The sequence below is a fragment of the Peribacillus sp. NPDC101480 genome (assembly GCF_050277335.1).
Classification (GTDB): Bacteria; Bacillota; Bacilli; order Bacillales; family DSM-1321; genus Peribacillus.
In genome coordinates, this window is record NZ_JBNNSB010000003.1 from 83406 (window position 1) to 103050 (window position 19645).

Below are 19645 nucleotides of genomic sequence, written 5' to 3' on the forward strand. Positions count from 1 at the left end.
TTACCAATTTCCGATAACAGTATCAGTATATATTTTTCAGAATATATTGTAAATTTAAATGCTGAAAATAAACCATTTTTCGTTCGACATAGTTTTTTATTGTTACGTACAAGCAAAAGCTGCTTGCTGATTGATATCAAACACATGGCCATTAAGGAAAAGTTAAGCTTCTTTCACGATACTGGTTTCAATGAAGGAAATCTGAAAGGAGAAAAGTGATGAAAAAGTTGATAATGATAGGCACGGTTTTAGTTCTTGCGATTGGTGGATGCGTTTGGTTTTTCATGAAGGACAATGCTGAGCCTGTAATTGCAAAGTCGGTGACGGCTACAGTTGAAAAGGGAGATCTTGAAGTTCAAATAAGCGGTTCCGGATCGGTCGCCGCAATCAATAGTGAGGACATCACTTCCTCGGTAACGGATGAAGTGGATGAAGTCCTTGTAGCGAAGAATGAATTGGTTGAGAAAGGCGATGAACTCATTACCTTCACGGATGGAAGTGACCCGATAACGGCACCATTCGATGGTACCGTGACAACATTGGATGTAGAAGAAGGAGATCGTGTATCAAGCAGTGAAGTGGTGGCACATGTTACGGATTATAAAAAATTGAAAACCACGATCAGTGTTGATGAATTGGATGTCCCAAGTGTTAAAAAAGGACAAACAGTTGAAATTAAAGCCAGTGCTTTTGAAGATGAAACGTTTACGGGTGAAGTGACCAGTGTAGCAAAGGAAGGTACATATGAGAATGGAGTTTCTACGTTCGATGTCACTATCAAAATTGACAAACCCGGCGATATAAAAATTGGGATGTCGACTGAGGTGAGCATTTTGACGAATAGTGTAAAAGATGCTTTATATGTTCCGATTGAAGCAGTCCAAATTGAAGGTGAAGAGAAATATGTGAATATACAACAATCCGGTACAACTGAAAAAGCTGCCAGTACAAAAAAAGTGGTTGAGACTGGGATCAGCAACGATAAGTATATTGAAATAACTTCGGGTCTTGAAGAGGGACAGTTCGTTTCCTTGCCTATCACCATCAATGAGAGCTCCACTGGCAGTGGCGGCGAAGGAATGAGGGGTGGGCAAGGAGGCGAAATAAGAATGCAGAGCGGCAGCGGAGTTCCGAGCGGCGGGATGCCAAGCGGTGGCGGAATGCCGAGTGGCAAGGGAGGTCAGTAAAATGGCGAAACCCATCATAAAAATTAAGAACATGTCTAAATCTTATGAATTAGGCGGTGAAACGGTCAACGCCCTTCAAGATGTCTGTCTTACAATCGATAAAGGCGATTTCATTTCGATCATCGGTCCTTCCGGATCAGGGAAATCGACGTTCATGAATATGATTGGCTGCCTTGACAAGCCTGACATAGGTGAATATCTTCTCGATGGAAAAGAAGTGGAAAAGATGAAGGATAATGAGCTGGCTGCCATTCGTAATATTAAAATCGGATTTATCTTTCAAAATTTCAACCTGTTGGCAAAACTGACAGCGTTGGAGAATGTCGAACTTCCCCTGGTTTATAGAGGGGCAAGCGTGAAGGAAAGAAGAGAAGTGGCCAATGCATGCCTTGATATGGTCGGCCTGAGTGACCGGAAGAATCACCTGCCGACCCAACTGTCGGGCGGACAGCAGCAAAGAGTTGCGATTGCAAGGGCACTTGCCGGTAACCCTCCCGTTTTATTGGCGGATGAGCCGACGGGGGCACTTGATAGTAAAACGAGTAAAGAAGTGCTGCAGATGCTGAAAGAATTGAACGGAAAGGGACAAACAATCATTCTTATAACCCATGACTTGGAAGTTGCTAAAGAAGCGACTCGTGTCGTCCGGATACAGGATGGTCAGCTATTTGAAAACGGAGGTGATTGGATTGAACCTGAGCGAATCTATGAAGATGGCTATACGCAGTATCAAAACCAATAAAGTCAGAGCATTTTTAACCATGCTTGGGATCATAATTGGAGTTGCCTCCGTAATCGTCCTTGTTTCGATTGGACAGGGTTCCTCACAGTCCGTTCAGGATGAGATCAATAGCCTGGGAACGAACCTGATAACGGTTAGTGTCACGGATACCGACTCCGTGGAGCTGACGGATGATACAATTGAACAGTTTAAAGAGCTGAACGGGATATCGGAAGTGGCGCCTGTGGTCACTGGACGCGTTTATGCTAAGAATGGAGAAGCTACGGAACAGGTTTCAATGACCGGTGCAACTTCATCCTACTTATCAGTCAGGGATCTGGAGCTCAGTCAAGGCCGGTTTTTGACGGATATGGAAACGGAATTACGCTCCAAGGTCGTTGTCCTTGGATCAGATACAGCCACCACGCTTTTTGAAAATCAAAAAGCCGTGGACCAGAACGTTCTCATCGGCGGCGTTTCCTATCGCGTGATCGGTGTGCTGAAATCGGTAGGCACCTCAATGGGATCGAGCGGGGATGATGTAATCATTGCCCCGATCACCACTGCCGAAAGGGCTACAGGCAGCACGACAATCGGAACCGTCTATTTAAAAGCGAAGAACGAGAATATCATAGATAGGGCGATGTACCAGGTACAAGGTACGATGACCACATCATTCCCAGAACAGAGTGATAACTATTCGGTGTCCAATCAAGAAGATCTGATGGATACAATGAGCTCCGTGTCGGACACGTTCACACTCATGCTTGGCGGTATTGCGAGTATTTCGTTACTGGTAGGCGGAATCGGGATCATGAATATCATGCTGGTTTCCGTCTCGGAGAGGACGAAGGAAATCGGGATTAGAAAAGCAATTGGGGCAAATCGGAAATCGATCCTTCTTCAGTTTTTAATTGAAGCGATGGTCTTGAGCTGCTTCGGAGGACTGTTGGGAGTTGGAATTGGCTTGGGAATCGCAAAATTGATTTCAGTTTTTTCAAGCTTAACGATTAGTTATTCATGGTCGGTGACATTGTTTGCCTTCTTATTCTCCATTTTAATCGGGATAATATTTGGCGTATTTCCTGCCAATAAAGCATCCAGATTAAATCCAATTCAAGCACTGCGTCACGAATGAACATACAATTTGAGAGAAAGCAGGCGATTAAAAGCCCGCTTTCTTTTGCATATGAAAAAGGATAAAATCAACATATATATCACAATTGAAGCGGCTGGGAGGTACCCTGAATGAAGGTTTTGGTGGTAGAGGATAATGTTTCATTATTAGAATCGATCCGACAGATTCTGACTGATGAATATGAAGTCGATACAGCAGACAATGGGGAAGATGGGCTATTCATGGCTCAGCAAAGTATATACGATATCATCATTTTGGATGTAATGCTTCCGGGAATCGATGGATTTGAAATCGTACGGAAAATCAGGGACGCAAAAATCGATACAAGTGTCTTGTTTTTGACGGCAAAAGATGCTCTTGAGGATCGTGTCAAAGGATTGGAAATGGGTGGCGATGATTATTTAGTCAAGCCGTTCCAGGCACCGGAACTTAAGGCCAGGATTCGTGCCCTGCTTCGAAGGAGCGGCATTATATCGCTTGCGCAGCATGTAAAATACCGTGGTATTGAACTGCTGGAAAAGGAAAAGGATATTTTAGTTGATGGAAAGGTCATTAAAATGACCTTGAAACAGTTTGAATTACTGGAGTACCTAATTCAAAATAATGGGAAAATATTGACCCGTGAGCAAATTTTCGACCGTATTTGGGGGTTTGATTCAGATACGACGATTGCCATTGTCGAAGTGTTCATCCATCACCTTAGAAAAAAATTGGAACCTTTCAATTATCATAAAGATATTCAAACCGTACGCGGTATTGGTTATATGCTAAAACAACCATAAGGGGATCATTATGTTCCAAAAAACACGGCTTCAACTAACATTATTGAATTCTATCGTCTTTATTGTCTTAATAGCCATATTAAGCAGAACGATTTATTTCTATACGGAAGACCAGATCTATAAGGATGTAAATGATTCACTTATAAAGGATTACAGGGATTTCAATAATGGCGGCATGCCAGGCGGACGTCCGCAAGGTGAGTTTCTCTTAGGTCCGGGGCCAAGTGTCATCGTTTGGGGACCGGATGATACGATCATTGAGCCAAGACTGAGTGTAGACAATTTTTTTAAGGTCAATGAACAACAATTTTCCCCTAAAACATTTGATGACATTGAAGAAATATCAGTGAATGGATACACGTATCGGGCCCTTTCCACCCAGGTCGATACAGGGTATGGAGAGATGGCCGTACAATTCATCAGGAATGTGGATACAGAAAAGGAAATGCTCGATCGCTTACTGCTCATATTGTTTGTTGGTGGAGGAATTGGAAGTCTAGTGGCGGTTGGCGCAGGCTATCTTCTGGCAGGACGGGCTTTGATCCCGGTCAAGAAATCCTGGGATCAGCAGCAGCAGTTTGTCTCGGATGCTTCGCATGAAATTAGAACGCCTCTTGCTGTCATTCAATCGCGGGCTGATTTGCTGTTTCAATCACCGAACGCGACAATCGAGGAAAAAGCCGTTGATATATCCATCATTTCGAAAGAAGTCCGGCGATTGAATAAGCTTGTAAACGGACTTTTGACCTTGACCAGAACGGATTCAAATCAAATGGAGGTTAAGAAATCAAACTTTTTCCTTGATGACTTACTTATGGATATCGTGGAACAGTATACGGATATAGCATCTTTTCAAGAAAAATCAATCATTAGCCATGCTCCCGAACAGGTGGTGTTTCATGGTGATAAAGAGAGAATTCATCAGCTGTTGGTGATATTGGTGGATAATGCCATGAAATTCACCGAGGAAGGCGGGAGGATTTCCCTATCCTGCATCAAGAATGCTTCATCCATCATTCTTACTGTGGAGGATAATGGAAAAGGCATTCCGCAGGAAGATCTCCCCTTGATTTTTAACCGTTTTTATCAAGTGGAGCAATCCCGTTCAGCAAATGAAGGCTCAGGCTTAGGTCTATCCATAGCCAAATGGATTGTAAACACACATCAAGGGAACATCAAGGTTACGAGTGAACTGAATGAACGCACCCGTTTCGAAATCACTTTTCCGAGAAATCAAAGGAAAAATTAATCCGCCTTAAGAAGTCATCCAATAGTAAAAGACCCTTACTTTCTACCTTGTTGCTTAAGGAAAAGTTAAGGGTCTTTTTAGATAATCATCTTATAAATACAGTTATTTTCGGAGGGGAATCATTAATGAAAAGACTTGGTAAGTTACACTTTTTGGTTGGAATATTGGCTTCGATCCTTTTAATGGCCCAAGCAGTCATCGGGATCATGATGTATGTGGATGGCAGCGGCACTGAACCCATGAACCGACAGGCGGTGATGGGTCAGCCTGCCGATCGCAACACAACAGAAACGGATGATACGGAAGAATCGGCTAATAGCAGTACGGCGACCGATGATTCATCTACGGAAACGGCATCTAATGATACGCAGGGCACTCCACAAGGAGGGCCAAATGGTTCCGGGACTCCAGGGGAGATGCCAAGCGGTGGCGGTTTCCAAGGCAGAGACTCTTTAGCAGGGAAATTCATCGACTTTTATCAAGGGGCAGGTGGCTTGGCCGTATCCATCATCATCTTTGTAATTGGAGGTGCTACATTAGCGACAACGATGATATCCAGAAAAACAGCTGCCTAAATAGTCGAAACTATTTAAGGAAAGCGAAGGTTCCCTTCGATGGGGAGCCTTCTTTTTTAATTCACGAAACGCTTATTGTCACTAATTGTTATTTTAAAAAGGGAAATAATAATTGCACTTAAAAAAATATTAGTTTAATATAGACTTCTGGAGAGGTACGTACATGTATTTTGGATGAAAGAGAAAACGTTTGCATAAATTTTTTGAGGGTATCCTACTATTAATGCACGAACATTAAATTCACCCTTAGTGGAGGCAGAATATATGAAATTTCTGATTGCAATTTTAGGACTGCTTATTGTTTTTGGACTAGCTATCTTAGCCAGCAGTGACCGGAAGAAAGTTAAAATTAAACCGATCATCCTCATGGTGGTCATTCAGCTTATTTTAACTTATTTATTATTAAACACGAAGTTTGGCTTAGTGATCATCAATTCGATTGCCGATGGTTTCGGAAAACTCTTAGAATGGGCAAATGAAGGGATAACCTTTGTATTTGGCGGGATTGTGAACGAAGGAGCGTCGCCTTTCTTTTTAAATGTCCTTCTTCCTATCGTATTCATCTCAGCATTAATCGGGATTTTACAGCACTTCAAGATCCTTCCGTTCATCATGAAGTGGATTGGATTCCTTCTAAGTAAGGTGAATGGAATGGGTAAATTGGAATCTTACAATGCGGTAGCATCAGCAATAGTGGGCCAATCCGAGGTTTTCATAACCTTGAAAAAACAACTCGGTGCCATTCCGCCATCTCGCATGTATACGCTTTGTGCATCAGCGATGTCAACTGTTTCGATGTCGATCGTCGGCGCATATATGACGATGATTGAACCAAAGTACGTTGTGACGGCAATTGTTATTAACATGTTTGGTGGATTTATCATCGCATCCATTATCAATCCTTATACCGTAACGGATGAAGAGGATATTCTCCCTGTTGAAGAAGGGGCAGAGAAGCAGTCTTTCTTCGAAATGCTTGGGGAATATATCATGGATGGATTTAAGGTGGCTATCACTGTAGCAGCGATGTTAATTGGTTTCGTTGCATTAATCGCAGGGATCAATAGCTTATTCGACATGATTTTCGGCATCAGCTTCCAAGACATTATGGGGTATATCTTTGCACCGTTTGCCTTTATCATGGGTATACCGATTTCCGAAACCGTGACTGCTGGCGGAATCATGGCGACGAAACTGGTAACCAATGAATTCGTTGCCATGCTGAGCTTAGGGGACGCATCAGCAGCCTTGAGTGAAAGAACGATAGGGATCGTTTCGGTTTTCTTGGTTTCATTCGCCAATTTCTCATCAATTGGAATCATTGCCGGTGCAGTCAAAGGACTTCATGAAAAACAGGGAAATGTTGTAGCCCGTTTCGGCTTGAAGCTGCTTTACGGTGCGACTCTTGTCAGCATCCTATCAGCGATCATTGTAAGTGTGATACTTTAAATAACGAATCTAACATAAAAGGCACTTGGGTTTACTCCTAAGTGCCTCTTTTATATTTGTGTGCAGCAAAGATACAATATTTTGAAGGTGTTTGGCCTGCTGGTATATAATACATAAAATGACAGGCGTGAAAGGGGAGTTTTAGCATGACGATGGATGGAAAAGAAACGGCTATCTTTGCAGGAGGCTGCTTTTGGTGCATGGTTGCTCCCTTTGATGAAATGGATGGTATTATTTCAGTGACATCGGGTTATACAGGCGGTGAATTTGCCGCACCTAGTTATAAACAAGTGATTACCGGTTCGACCGATCATGTTGAAGCGGTTCAAGTGGTATTCGATCCATCAATCATTTCCTATAAAACCTTATTGGAGATATTCTGGCATCAAATCGATCCTACGGATGACGAGGGGCAGTTCTCGGATAGGGGAAAGCAATACAAAGCAGCCATTTTCTATCTTAATGAACGTCAGAAACAGGAGGCAGAACAATCGAAGGAAGACTTAATTATGAGCGGGCGGTTTAAGAAACCTATTGTTACGGGTATTCTACCATCGGGGAATTTTTACGCCGCTGAGGAATATCATCAAGAGTTCTATCGAAAAAATCAATTTCGCTATGCATTATATCGTAAAGGCTCAGGACGGGATGCTTTCATTAAAGAAAATTGGCCTAAGGATAATGCACACCTTAGAAAAACCTTAACGGAGAGTCAGTTTCATGTCACCCAGGAAAATGGCACGGAGCCGCCTTTCGATAATGCCTATTGGGATCACTTTGAAGAAGGCATCTATGTGGATGTCGTTTCTGGGGAGCCTCTATTCAGTTCGCGGAATAAGTATGATAGCGGCTGTGGGTGGCCTAGCTTCACGAAGCCCATCATGTCGGCAAGTGTCAATGAAAAAATCGATCTCAGCCACCGAATGACCCGGACTGAGGTGCGCAGCAGGGACGCCGATTCCCACCTTGGACATGTTTTTCCTGATGGCCCAAGCCCTAAAGGCACAAGATATTGCATAAACTCTGCGGCCCTTCGATTCATTCCTAGAAATGAAATGGAGAAAGAGGGATATGGTGACTTATTATTACTTTTTAAAATGAAATAACTAGGGAGATAGGGGAACACAAATGGATAAAATAGATGAAAATTTATATCAATATATCCTTGATAACTCGTCGAAGATTACGGAAAACTGGCTGGCTTTAAGGGAAAAGCAGTCTGGATCCATCTATTCAATGGATTCTAATGAGGAAATCGAAAAGCTTCTTAGGGAACAGAATACATTGACGATCAAGACAGTGACCAGTGCTTTGCTTGAAGATAAAACTGCTTTTATTGAAACGATGGAGCAGTGGGCCACACTTGTCGCGAAGAGCAGGGTTGAATCTGACACCCCTATTTACGAAGTGTTGGAAGCGCTTAATAAGGTTCGCGAAATATATTGGGCCTTCATCACTGATTATATGCTCATGGATACGAAGATAACGAAGGATACAATTATCCGGTGGAGCCGGCTTATTAATCATGCCTTCGATCAATTGAACCGTGAGTTCACAGAGCAGTATTACCTTTTGACAAAAGAACGACTCCTTGTTCAACAGGAGCTGATTAATGAACTGGGCGCACCTGTCATTCCCATTGTTGATGCCATTGCGGTATTGCCGTTAATCGGTGAAATCGATACCTATCGGGCAAAGGAAATATTGAATGGGACTCCAAACAAATGCATTAGCAAAAATATCACACACTTATTCATCGATTTATCGGGGGTCTCCCTTTTGGATACGATGGTTGCCCAACAGATCTATCAATTGATAAGTACCCTGAACCTGTTAGGAATTCAATCGACCATTTCCGGGATTCGTCCTGAAGTGGCCCAGACATCGATTCAGTTAGGTCTTGATTTTAGTCAGGTTTCGACACATAGTACTCTTAAACAGGCTCTTTCCAAGCAAGGGATCAAACTTTACGAGAAAAAATGATATAAGGGTGCAGAAAATGAAAAAGAACCAGATCCCGCTAGGAATCTGGTTCTTTTTCGTGATTCTATAACTTGAATGAACTTTTCAACCCGACGATTTGGTTGAAGACCAAGTGATCGGCCGCAGTGAGTTTTGAATCAACATTATAATAGCCATGCCTGAAGAATTGGAATTTATCCTGAGGCTTAACATCTTTCATGTTAGGCTCGACAAATCCTTGTAAAATTTCTATAGAATCAGGGTTTACCCGGTCCAGGAATGATTTTTCTTCCTCTTCATCATTTTCCTTATCCAGGATTAAAGGCTGATAGTTGCGGAATTCCGCTGAAACGGCTTGTGAAGCTTCTACCCAGTGCAATGTACCTTTTACTTTACGGCCAGTGAAACCCGATCCGCTTTTCGTTTCAATATCGTATGTGCAGCGAAGTTCGATGACGTTACCGGCATCGTCTTTTATCACTTCTTCACATTTAATGAAATAAGCATGTTTCAAACGAACTTCATTGCCCGGGAAAAGTCGGAAATACTTTTTCGGCGGGTTTTCCATGAAATCGTCCTGTTCGATATATATTTCACGTGAAAACGGGATTTGGCGTGTGCCCATTTCCGGAACTTCCGGATTGACCTCAGCATCCAGCCATTCTATCTCGCCTTCCGGATAGTTGGTGATGACCACTTTAAGCGGGTTCAGGATGGCCATAGTCCGTGGAGCCTTCAGCTTCAAGTCTTCCCGCACGAAATGATCAAGCATTTGAGAGTCCACGACACCGCTTGTTTTGGCGACGCCTATCTCTTGGCAGAATGCACGAATCGCTTCTGGTGTATACCCGCGTCTCCGCAAGCCTGAAACAGTAGGCATCCGCGGGTCGTCCCAGCCGTCCACGAAGCCCTCATCGACAAGCTGCTTCAGTTTTCGCTTGCTCATTACTGTATTGGTTAGGTTAAGACGGCCAAATTCATATTGTTTTGGTTTGCTTTCCATTTCACAATTCTCAACGATCCAGTCATAAAGAGGGCGTTGATCTTCGAACTCAAGGGTACAAATGGAGTGTGTGACTCCCTCGATGGCATCTTCAATTGGGTGGGCAAAGGCATACATTGGGTAGATGCACCATTTGTTGCCGGTATTATGGTGTTCAGTATGGGAGATACGGTATATGACGGGATCACGCAAATTAATGTTAGGTGAGCTCATATCGATTTTTGCACGCAATACTTTTTTGCCGTTTTCGAATTCGCCGCTGCGCATCTTTTCAAATAGTTCAAGATTTTCCTCGACGGTTCTATTTCGGTAGGGGCTGTCTTTCCCCGGCTCTGTCAGCGTTCCGCGATATTCACGGATTTGGTCGGCATTAAGGTCGTCCACATATGCCAGTCCTTTATTGATGAGCAGCACAGCTCTTTTATACATTTCATCAAAATAGTCGGAAGCGAAGAAAAGGTTATCCCAGTCGTAACCGAGCCATTTTACATCTTCCTTTATGGAGTTAACAAACTCAATATCCTCTTTCAACGGATTCGTATCATCGAAACGAAGGTTAGTTTTCCCATTGAAATCATCAGCCACCCCAAAATTCAAAATGATTGATTTGGCATGTCCGATATGTAAATATCCGTTCGGCTCGGGAGGGAAGCGGGTGATGACATGATCATGTTTTCCGGACTCTAGGTCATCTTTTATAATATTTTTAATAAAATTCGAAGAGTTATTTTCCAACTGAATTCGACCTCTTTCATTTATATACTTCTTTTAATTTTACCTGTATATATACCATAAATACAGATATTTTTCCATGTTCAAGCCGGAATCAGGGTTTATCTGAAACAATTCATCAAGTATTTAGTTTGTACAATCGGAGCCGAAATATCCCTGAAACTTTAATCAGGTAATTTAGGGAACTACCTAACTGGATATTAAGGAAACCAATAAATCCTTTTTCATTCAAAAAAAGCAATACAGGAATTCACGCCTGTATTGCTTATAATCTCGCTAGCAGACAGATTTTAGAATTGAAATCAAAAGACTGTCGTTTGCAAAAATTCTTTTGTACGCTCTTCCTTTGGATTGGTGAAGAATTCTTTTGGCGGTCCGCTTTCGACAACCCTACCATTATGCATGAAGACAATCCAATCCCCGACTTCACGTGCAAAGCTCATTTCATGTGTAACGACTACCATTGTCATCCCTTCCAAGGCAAGTTCCTTCATCGTGGCAAGAACTTCACCGACAAGTTCGGGATCCAGAGCCGAGGTGGGCTCATCAAAGAGCAGGATATCAGGTTTCATGGCAAGGGCGCGGGCTATGGCAACACGCTGTTTCTGGCCACCTGAGAGCTTGCTTGGATAGACATCCGCTTTATCTGATAAACCGACTTTTGCAAGCAATGCCTTTGCTTCTTCAATCGCTTGGGCCTTAGGGACCTTTTTGACGTGTGTCGGTGCTTCGATGACATTTTCCAGTACGGTCATATGAGGAAAGAGGTAGAAATGCTGAAATACCATTCCGACTTTTTCGCGGATTTTATTAATATCATGGGTACCCGGATTGATTTCCGTTCCTTCAATGAGGATTTGGCCGCTGTCTTTCTTCTCTAAATAATTCAAACAGCGGAGCAGGGTGCTTTTTCCGGAACCGCTTGGTCCGATCAGACAGACAACATCGCTATCGAGTACCTTCATATCAATATCTTTAAGTACATGCAGATTTCCATACGATTTATTTAAATTCCTTATCCGAATCATTTCTTTTTGTTCCATTTCAATTCCCCCTATCGATCACTAATGGACAGTTTCTTTTCGAATAAATTGACGATAATGGTCAGGAATGCCACTAGAATCAAGTAGTAGACCGCTACAATCAATAAATAAGTCATTTCATCGAAATTATTCGAGCCTAACGTAGTCGCCACATTAAACAGCTCATTCATGGATATGAAGGCTGCAAGTGATGAATCCTTCAGTCCGATGATGAATTGGTTGCCAAGCGGCGGCAATGCGCGGCGGAAGGCTTGAGGCAAGATGATCCTCCTTAAGGTGAGCGAATTGCTCATGCCAAGGGAGCGTCCGGCCTCCATTTGGCCTTTGTCGATGGATTGAATCGTCCCACGTAAAATCTCTGAGATATACGCTCCATTATGGAAGGCCAGGGCAAGTGACGCCGCCCAGAAGTCCGGCAGTAAGAAGAGATTGCTGATACCGAAATAGAGTATGAATATCTGTACGATTAAAGGTGTTCCACGTACCAGGAATACATATGTATCTGAAATCCATGCAAGAATTTTTATATTGGATATTTTTAAAAGTGCAAATAGCAAACCGATGACGATACCTACCAATATGGAGACTACCGTCAGTTCCAATGTGAGGAGCATGGCTCGGATGAATACGTCCGAGGAGCTAAATAATGTATCAAAAAAATGTGAAAAACTTGGCAATGTAATGACTCCCTTTCTATCAATCTTTATTCAGGCTTAGTTGTGATGTCCTCACCGAAGTATTTTTTGCTGATTTTCGCAAGAGTTCCATCTTCCCGGAGGTTTTCAAGTGCTTCGTTGATGCGTGCAAGCAGCTGAGGGTTGTCGTTAGGCAGTACGATGGCTTGCTCGCTTCGTTCGATCAATTGCCTTCCTTCGATGTCGAAACCTTCCTTGGTCGCTTCCTTGCCGGTTACGAAGTCGGTGATGACGGCATCATGACGCCCTCCGCTCAATGCTTTCAGGGCGGTGATATCACTGTCATAGGTTTTTACATTGGTTGTATATTTTTCTGCTGTGGTTGCGTACGTAGAGCCTTTAGAAGCCGCAACTTCCTTACCCTTTAAATCTTCAACCGTTTTAATATCACTATCCGAACGGACAAAAATTTGAGGACCTGAATAGTAATAAGGGGTAGAGAAGGCAACATGTTTACTTCGTTGTTCATTGATTGTATGACTGGCAACCGCGGCATCTGCCCGACCGGTTTTAACACCTTCCACGATACCTTTGAACTTTATCCGTTTAGGCACTGGCTCTAGGTCGAGTTCCTTTGCAATTGCATCGCCAACTTCAATATCGAACCCGGTTACGGTCATGTCATCATTGACATAACTGAATGGCTTGAATTCACCTGAAGCAGCGAAAACAAACTGGTCCTCATTGATCAGCTTACTCCCGTCCTCCAGCTGGTCCTTTTCAGCACAGCCGGACAGAAGACCAAGAACAGCCAGAATGGATACAATGAATGTAACTGATGATTTCATGATAATTTCATTTCCCCCTTTGAAAAAAACTAATAGAATGGTCTATACCCTTATAAGGCAGTGAATAACCTTATTAACTAGGGAAAATAAAAACTGAAATAAAAATGGTTGTCCAGATCATGCCGACATTTCATTCAAGAATCCCCCTTAACTATGCATTTCATAAAGGTTCTCGGCCTTTGCCTTCATTTCCTTTAAATTCACCAGTTATTTATTGGAAGAATGATAGTGCCTATTAATAGAGGGTGGGAACTAATGGTATCTTTTCAATTCCATAATTCCATATAGGTAATTTCTATTTCAATTTAAAACAGCCGACCGTGATCAGGCCGACTTTTCCGCGATTAAAACCTATGAAATATGACTAGAGGATAGGTTTATCAAATGGAAACTCCATTTGATTTTGTAAGTGTTACTAAAGTAGAACTAGTGACTCTTGGAATAAAAGACCCTCATTTCATATCATCACTTTCTCTTTATTTACTCAAAAATGAAACCCATTGTTCCAAAGTAGGAATGTATAACAAATTCCTTTTATATACGATTAAATTATTACAATTCAAAGGAACTATATTGATTTAATGTCATGCTGTAAATCCATTAACAATTTACAAGTCACCTTGGAACTTAGAACCTTGGCGACCAGATTTATCGCTAGCATTAACCTATAAAAACAAATGTAACCCAGAGTAGTAGGGCTACATTAATTTTTATTTGAAATAAGAGGTGATTTCATATGTTTAGCAGTTCCAATCAAGCGATATTTGATCCAGGTTATATTTTTTTACTGTTAATTATTTTAGGGATTGTCTATTTAATTTACTTTGCGTTAATTGTAGTTACTATAAAATTAAACGCTCTAACTATAAGTACTTTAACTATATCTTTCATTACTTATTTGATTGTTGGATCATATATGGCGGGAGCTGGTTATTATATGGATGAACATTCAGATTATAACTTAGTGTTTATTGGCTACGGATTCCCGGATTTAATTTTATTGGCGTTCCCTTATATCTTTTTATCTCTAGCGGCAAGTTTAGGTGAAAAAAAACAAAATAAATAATAAATAAAAAATCATCTCTAAACTGAGACAGCGCGTTTCAATATGATACTGCCCCCCTGTTAAAGTAGGGGGGTCTTTGCATTCAATCCCGAATTGATTGACTGACTTTAATTTTTGCCATGAATTGAAGTATAATATAGCAAAATAGAAGAAGGGCAGTTGGGAAAATGGTGAGCAACTTTGTGCAAGAGCAGTTACAGGAATTTCGCGAAAGAAATCAAGATAGAGGCCGTTTGATTATAAAATGTCCGGACCAGCCGGGAATTGTTTCGACAGTTACGGCTTTTCTTAAAGAATATGATGCAAATATTGTTGAATTGAGTCAGTATTCGATGAATCCTGAGGGCGGTACCTTTTTCACCAGGATCGAGTTCGATTGTCCAGGATTGAAGGATAAGGCAGCGGATATGCAACTGGCATTTCAGGAAGTTTCGACAGCATTCTCGATGCAATGGACATTTAACCATGTCAGTGATTTGAAGAGAACGGCCATCTTCGTTTCCAAGGAACCTCATTGCCTTTTGGAATTGCTATGGGAGTGGCAAAGCGGGGATTTATTGGCTGACATTGTGCTAGTCATCAGCAACCATGAAGATACGAGGGAAATTGTCGAATCGATGGGCATCCCGTTTTATTACATTCCTGCCAATAAGGATATACGCAAGGAAGTGGAGACTAAACAGCTTGGACTTCTGGAAGAATTCAAGGTGGACCTTATTGTATTGGCCAGGTATATGCAGATATTGACGCCGGACTTCGTAGCGGCCCATCCGAACAGAATCATCAATATCCATCATTCATTTTTACCTGCCTTCATTGGAGCCCGGCCTTATGAACGGGCTTATGACAGAGGTGTTAAGCTGATTGGAGCGACATCCCATTATGTGACGAATGATTTGGATGAAGGTCCAATCATCGAGCAGGATATTGAACGTGTGGACCATCGTGATTCTGCCGCGGATATGAAGAAAATCGGTCGTTCAGCTGAACGCAGGGTGCTGGCCCGTGCCGTTAAATGGCATTTGGAGGACCGCGTCATTGTTCATGAAAATAAAACGGTAGTCTTTTAAAATGAAAATCCCCCCTTTGGGTTGCCGAGGGGGGGTCCGTTTGCGACAAAAGGAGGTTCGGATTGCTCCCATCCTAGAAGCATGATTTTAGCATAATACTGAATTATCAGTCATGTTTTTTAACTTGATTATAGGAATGATACCCTTACTAGATTGAAGAAATTTGCGACACTCCTGCCGAATAACTGGCTAGCCGAGACCCCGGAGACGCTTGCTGGCGAGGAGGCTTGGCAGACAGTCGGCGGAAAGGGAGCGGATTTCTGAAATCAGCTGGAACTTTTTTAAACGAATTGAAAGTAAACTAGTTCTTCTCTAAATTGTCTACAGTCAGAACCCCCCCTTTGGGTTGCCAAGGGGGGGTTTTAGGATGGAATTTAGTGAGTGCTAGTACGTGTATTCCACCCTTACCGAGGCAGTGATGTTCAGTTCACCAGGCTGAATCGGGGTAGTCGCCATTTTTGAAAAGGTACTTGTTTGATAAAGCATTGGGGTTGCCGTTTCGGATAGCTCTTCAACCTTATTAGGGACTGGGTTCAATGAGATTCCCAGTGTTCGAGCCATGGAGAGTGCTTTTTCATATGCATTTTTTAAGGCGAGAGAAAGTGCCTGGTTATAGTATGCATCTGGATTTGATAAAGAGAAGCGGATGCTGGTGATTGAATTGGCGCCGCTTCTGACGGCCGTGTCGATTATGCTGCCTATTTTCTCGATGTCGGACGTTTGGGCTTGTATGATGTGCTGGACTTTATAGTTCTTGAACAATTCCTTTCCGTCAATATAATCATATTGTGGATCGATTCTGTAATCACTCGTTTTCAATTGCTCTTCGGGAATGCCTGCGGATTTAAGTGATGCGATGACATTTGCGATAGCTTGGGAATTGGCTTGCTGGGCCTTTTGCGGGTCCTTATCCTCTGTTATGACTCCAAGGGTGATCGTGGCTTGATCCGGAGCAGCAGATAGCGTCTCTGAGCCGGAAACTTTCAATATATGATCATCATTGCGGTAATAATCCCTTTCGGGGGCATTGTATTCTTGATTCATTTTGACACCAGCCTTTATAAGAGATAATCTCACCCCTATTGTACGAATTATGAACGGGAAACATGATTGAAATATCCCCATCGTCATTAATTCATTCGAATGATCATAAAAAAACACTCGGCCAAGACCGAGTGCGCATTACTTATGAATGACTTGAACCCTGCCAACCTGCCCATCAGTCAACCTTACTTTAATTCCATGAGGGTGAGTGCTGGAGTTGGTTAAAATATCCTTTACAGTGCCGCTTGTCAGTTTTCCGGTGCGTTGATCTGCTTTAAGTACAATGTCCACAGAGGCACCTGGGGTAACATCTTTCCGGTTTTTACCGTTCATGTTCAATTCAATCCTTTTCAGAGTTATTTGCAACCATTCAATCATGCAGTAACTTCAGTATAAGGAAAACGGCGGGCCCAGTCGACTTTTAGATAAAATCACAATTGGCACTTAGCGAATTTTTTTCAATGGTTCGACAGCAGGGCCATTCAACACTTCACCAGCGATAGAGTAGCGGGAGCCATGACATGGGCAATCCCAAGTACGGTCGCCGCTATTCCAGGCAACTTCACACCCCATGTGTGTACATGTGGAATCCACGATATGAAGCTGGCCATCATGGTCACGGTAACACCCAGCTTTGTCTCCATCCACCTTCACGATTGCTCCTTCATCAATTCCTAAGTCTTCCGGGGTTTTATGATTGACGGCCAATTTGCCTTTAATCAGATGCTTCGCCACATCAGCATTATCTTGGACTATATTCTTCACGCCTTTTAAACGGGCAGGATCATACAATTCCGCATACCTGTTATCTATTTGCAAAATCCGGTCAGTTAAGATTTTGGCGGCAATCGATCCATTCGTCATTCCCCATTTCGCATAGCCGGTAGCTATCAGGACGTTTTGTTGGTTGGCTGTCACTGGACCGACGAAGGGGATATTATCCGGTGTCACGATATCCTGTGCCGACCAGCGGTAGGGAATGTCCTTCACATCGAAATACTGGGAACTGAAGTCCTTCAGTGCTTCATAATGCTCGATCGTCGAGATTCCCTGGCCTGTTTTATGGCCATCTCCGCCAACAAGTATAAGTTTTTCCCCATTGTCCAATTCCGTATAGCGAAGGGAGCGGCTAGGGCTGTCTGCACTGTAATACATCCCGCCTGGATATTCCTGTTCAGTCCTGATGCCAAGCACATAGGACCTACTTACATGAACACGGGCAAAGTATAAGCCCTTTTCATCATTGAAAGGGAAGTGGGAGGCCACGATAACCTGATTGCTTTTGATTGTATGTCCAGTATCGGTCATAACGGTCGGTGGATCGCCGTCTTCAATTTTCATTGCCGTTGTACGTTCATAAATGGTGCCTCCTGCATCGAGAATTGTCGAAATGAGGGCCGTTAAATATTTTAATGGGTGAAACTGTGCTTGATCTTTCATTATCACAGCAGCTTTACATGGAATGGAGAAAGGGATATTCTCCGCATAATCCCCCCGAATGCCAAGTTTTTGATAGGCTCTCAGTTCTTTTTGGATTTTGCTTATATATTCGTCCGTATTTGCGTACACATAGGCATCCTGTGCAGTCAAATTACATTCAATGGATTGTTCTTCTACCAAGTCTTTAATCAGCTTCATTCCATCTATATTGGCTTCATAATAAAGTTTGGCATTCTCTTCACCATGGTCAGTGATCAGCTGGTCGTAAATCAGGCCATGTTGGGCCGTGATTTTTGCTGTAGTGTGTCCTGTCGTTCCAGTAAGGATTTCGCCTGCTTCAATCAGTGTGACTTTAACACCTTGTTTAGCTAGTAGGTAAGCAGATGTGATTCCGGTAATTCCGCCGCCTACTATTAAGACATCAGTGGTTAAATCTGTATCTAATTTAGAAAAAGTAGGGAATGTCAACGCACTGCGCCAATAAGGTTCCGGAAATCGGGGAAGGTCTGTATTTTTTTCAGTCATTTGAATACCTCCATACAGTTCATTAGTGAATCGTCCATTTATTACCATACCCAAATCCGCTATTTATACGCTTATTTTTGTAAGAAGAAAGACTAAAAAAATACATTATTTGGTTTGTTTACAATTATGTATACATGTAAACAAAAATAGATGATTTGTACACAAATATGTATATATGTTTACAAATACGTACACATAGCTATATATAAGGTGTATACATGTTTGTTCCTAATGTATACAAAAATGAATACAATTCGACAAATGAAAATAAAGCTACAGCTTATGAAGCATCGACTAATATAGAAATCTCTTCTATCGAGAGTGCTCCACCTAATTTTTTCTATGAAAAAGGGGGTGTTTTTAGATGAGTTCTAGAATCGCAGCAGTAGACGTAGGAAATGATGCAATTAAAACTATTTTTGGAAAGCTAGAGCCTAAAACTATATATACCAAATCTCATTACCAAAAGACATGAAGATCGGCCAGTCATAGGAATCGAAGAACTCGATGTAAAAAAACCCATTGGAAGGGTTCCATATTAGAGTCCATTCACCAGCCTTGCAAGACAATAATGCCATTAATCGTGTCGGAAATTTAGCGACAAAAAGTGATAACCCAACAGAACTAGATTTGGGGAGCAGTAAATCAGAGGAGGACCAAACATTAGTATTTGCGTATACATAAGCATCTTGTACATTCAATAGAATGTTCTTCTATCAATCCTTTGATAGCTCCGTTCCTTCAGTGTTGGCCTCATATAGTATAGTCTGGCCTATTCCTCACTGTGATCAGTAATAAATTGGTCGTAAATCAAGCCGTGCTGGACCGTGATTTTTGCGGTTGTGTGGCCTGTTGTTCCATTAAGGGTCTCATCTGCCTCAATGAATGTGGCTTTCACACCTTGCTTGGCTAATAGATAAGCTGAAGTGATACCCGTAATTCCGCCACCAACAATTAAGACATCAGTTGTTATATCTGTTTCTAGCTTAGAAAACGAAGGAAGGATAAAGTGCTGCGCCAATATGGCTACGGATATTGAGGAAGTTCTGTGTTTTTTCGGTGATTTTAATATCTTTCTACGTTTCATTAGTGGTTTGTCCAATTTATTACCATGACCAAATTCTCCTTTTTTACACTTTCTTTTATATGAAGAAGATTATTAAAAGTTAGTTTTTT

General features: G+C 42.1%; 19 protein-coding genes and 2 pseudogenes. 13 read left to right on the forward strand and 8 right to left on the reverse strand.

Annotated features, from left to right (window positions below; all coding sequences use genetic code 11):
• Positions 1 to 218 precede the first annotated feature (218 nt).
• The 9 genes from ACQKMF_RS11655 to ACQKMF_RS11695 all read left to right on the forward strand — a co-directional run bounded on the left by ACQKMF_RS11655 (position 219) and on the right by ACQKMF_RS11695 (position 9084).
• A complete protein-coding gene (locus tag ACQKMF_RS11655) occupies positions 219 to 1187 on the forward strand; it encodes an efflux RND transporter periplasmic adaptor subunit (protein ID WP_402943126.1) in 969 nt (322 codons plus the stop codon).
• 1 nt (position 1188) lies between these two features.
• Positions 1189 to 1929 carry an ABC transporter ATP-binding protein gene (locus ACQKMF_RS11660; protein WP_101223934.1) on the forward strand — a complete coding sequence of 247 codons (741 nt, stop codon included), beginning with the start codon at positions 1189 to 1191 and terminating at the stop codon, positions 1927 to 1929.
• Entirely contained in the window at positions 1856 to 3046 is a 1191-nt protein-coding gene (locus ACQKMF_RS11665) for an ABC transporter permease (protein ID WP_427573258.1), read from the forward strand. Before ACQKMF_RS11660 ends, ACQKMF_RS11665 begins: the two co-directional genes overlap by 74 nt.
• A gap of 110 nt (positions 3047 to 3156) precedes the next feature.
• Positions 3157 to 3828, forward strand: coding sequence for a response regulator transcription factor (locus ACQKMF_RS11670; protein WP_101223933.1), 672 nt, complete (start codon positions 3157 to 3159; stop codon positions 3826 to 3828).
• A 10-nt stretch (positions 3829 to 3838) separates the two neighbouring features.
• Positions 3839 to 5077 carry a sensor histidine kinase gene (locus ACQKMF_RS11675; RefSeq protein ID WP_427573262.1) on the forward strand — a complete coding sequence of 413 codons (1239 nt, stop codon included), beginning with the start codon at positions 3839 to 3841 and terminating at the stop codon, positions 5075 to 5077.
• 125 nt (positions 5078 to 5202) lie between these two features.
• A complete protein-coding gene (locus ACQKMF_RS11680) occupies positions 5203 to 5652 on the forward strand; it encodes a hypothetical protein (RefSeq protein ID WP_427573265.1) in 450 nt (149 codons plus the stop codon).
• A gap of 264 nt (positions 5653 to 5916) precedes the next feature.
• A complete protein-coding gene (locus ACQKMF_RS11685) occupies positions 5917 to 7101 on the forward strand; it encodes a NupC/NupG family nucleoside CNT transporter (protein WP_101223930.1) in 1185 nt (394 codons plus the stop codon).
• 146 nt (positions 7102 to 7247) lie between these two features.
• On the forward strand, positions 7248 to 8207 hold the full coding sequence (gene msrB, locus ACQKMF_RS11690) for a peptide-methionine (R)-S-oxide reductase MsrB (protein WP_402943140.1): 960 nt from the start codon (positions 7248 to 7250) through the stop codon (positions 8205 to 8207).
• Between the two features lie 22 nt (positions 8208 to 8229).
• Positions 8230 to 9084 carry an STAS domain-containing protein gene (locus ACQKMF_RS11695; protein WP_427573270.1) on the forward strand — a complete coding sequence of 285 codons (855 nt, stop codon included), beginning with the start codon at positions 8230 to 8232 and terminating at the stop codon, positions 9082 to 9084.
• A 64-nt stretch (positions 9085 to 9148) separates the two neighbouring features.
• Here the strand turns inward: ACQKMF_RS11695 and ACQKMF_RS11700 are convergent, their stop codons facing one another.
• The 4 genes from ACQKMF_RS11700 to ACQKMF_RS11715 all read right to left on the reverse strand — a co-directional run bounded on the left by ACQKMF_RS11700 (position 9149) and on the right by ACQKMF_RS11715 (position 13324).
• Complete coding sequence (locus tag ACQKMF_RS11700) at positions 9149 to 10801, reverse strand: glutamine--tRNA ligase/YqeY domain fusion protein (RefSeq protein ID WP_230176057.1); 1653 nt, start codon at positions 10799 to 10801, stop codon at positions 9149 to 9151.
• Positions 10802 to 11100: 299 nt separating this feature from the next.
• A complete protein-coding gene (locus tag ACQKMF_RS11705; protein WP_095390614.1) occupies positions 11101 to 11841 on the reverse strand; it encodes an amino acid ABC transporter ATP-binding protein in 741 nt (246 codons plus the stop codon).
• 11 nt (positions 11842 to 11852) lie between these two features.
• On the reverse strand, positions 11853 to 12518 hold the full coding sequence (locus ACQKMF_RS11710; RefSeq protein ID WP_048685680.1) for an amino acid ABC transporter permease: 666 nt from the start codon (positions 12516 to 12518) through the stop codon (positions 11853 to 11855).
• 26 nt (positions 12519 to 12544) lie between these two features.
• Positions 12545 to 13324: a transporter substrate-binding domain-containing protein gene (locus ACQKMF_RS11715; RefSeq protein ID WP_230176058.1), complete on the reverse strand. Its 780-nt coding sequence runs from the start codon at positions 13322 to 13324 to the stop codon at positions 12545 to 12547.
• 594 nt (positions 13325 to 13918) lie between these two features.
• Between ACQKMF_RS11715 and ACQKMF_RS11720 the strand changes: the two are divergent.
• From ACQKMF_RS11720 to purU, 3 genes and pseudogenes are all read left to right on the forward strand, one after another.
• Positions 13919 to 14017: pseudogene (locus ACQKMF_RS11720) on the forward strand (DUF2599 domain-containing protein); the annotation flags it as partial.
• 43 nt (positions 14018 to 14060) lie between these two features.
• Positions 14061 to 14390, forward strand: coding sequence for a hypothetical protein (locus tag ACQKMF_RS11725; protein ID WP_427573277.1), 330 nt, complete (start codon positions 14061 to 14063; stop codon positions 14388 to 14390).
• A gap of 170 nt (positions 14391 to 14560) precedes the next feature.
• Entirely contained in the window at positions 14561 to 15460 is a 900-nt protein-coding gene (gene purU, locus ACQKMF_RS11730; protein WP_427573753.1) for a formyltetrahydrofolate deformylase, read from the forward strand.
• A 384-nt stretch (positions 15461 to 15844) separates the two neighbouring features.
• Here purU and ACQKMF_RS11735 read toward each other — a convergent pair whose 3' ends face one another.
• The 3 genes from ACQKMF_RS11735 to ACQKMF_RS11745 all read right to left on the reverse strand — a co-directional run bounded on the left by ACQKMF_RS11735 (position 15845) and on the right by ACQKMF_RS11745 (position 18469).
• Positions 15845 to 16504 (reverse strand): SIMPL domain-containing protein, encoded by a 660-nt coding sequence (locus ACQKMF_RS11735; protein WP_402943151.1) that lies wholly within the window; start codon positions 16502 to 16504, stop codon positions 15845 to 15847.
• A gap of 138 nt (positions 16505 to 16642) precedes the next feature.
• Complete coding sequence (locus ACQKMF_RS11740; protein WP_260358825.1) at positions 16643 to 16837, reverse strand: YwbE family protein; 195 nt, start codon at positions 16835 to 16837, stop codon at positions 16643 to 16645.
• A 111-nt stretch (positions 16838 to 16948) separates the two neighbouring features.
• Positions 16949 to 18469, reverse strand: a complete 1521-nt coding sequence (locus ACQKMF_RS11745; RefSeq protein WP_427573281.1) for an FAD-dependent oxidoreductase — start codon at positions 18467 to 18469, stop codon at positions 16949 to 16951.
• A gap of 364 nt (positions 18470 to 18833) precedes the next feature.
• On the opposite strand from ACQKMF_RS11745, the pseudogene ACQKMF_RS11750 reads away from it, so the two are divergent.
• Positions 18834 to 19147, forward strand: a pseudogene (locus tag ACQKMF_RS11750) (ParM/StbA family protein); the annotation flags it as partial.
• 94 nt (positions 19148 to 19241) lie between these two features.
• Here the strand turns inward: ACQKMF_RS11750 and ACQKMF_RS11755 are convergent.
• Positions 19242 to 19556 (reverse strand): FAD-dependent oxidoreductase, encoded by a 315-nt coding sequence (locus ACQKMF_RS11755; RefSeq protein WP_427573284.1) that lies wholly within the window; start codon positions 19554 to 19556, stop codon positions 19242 to 19244.
• Between the last annotated feature and the right edge of the window lie 89 nt (positions 19557 to 19645).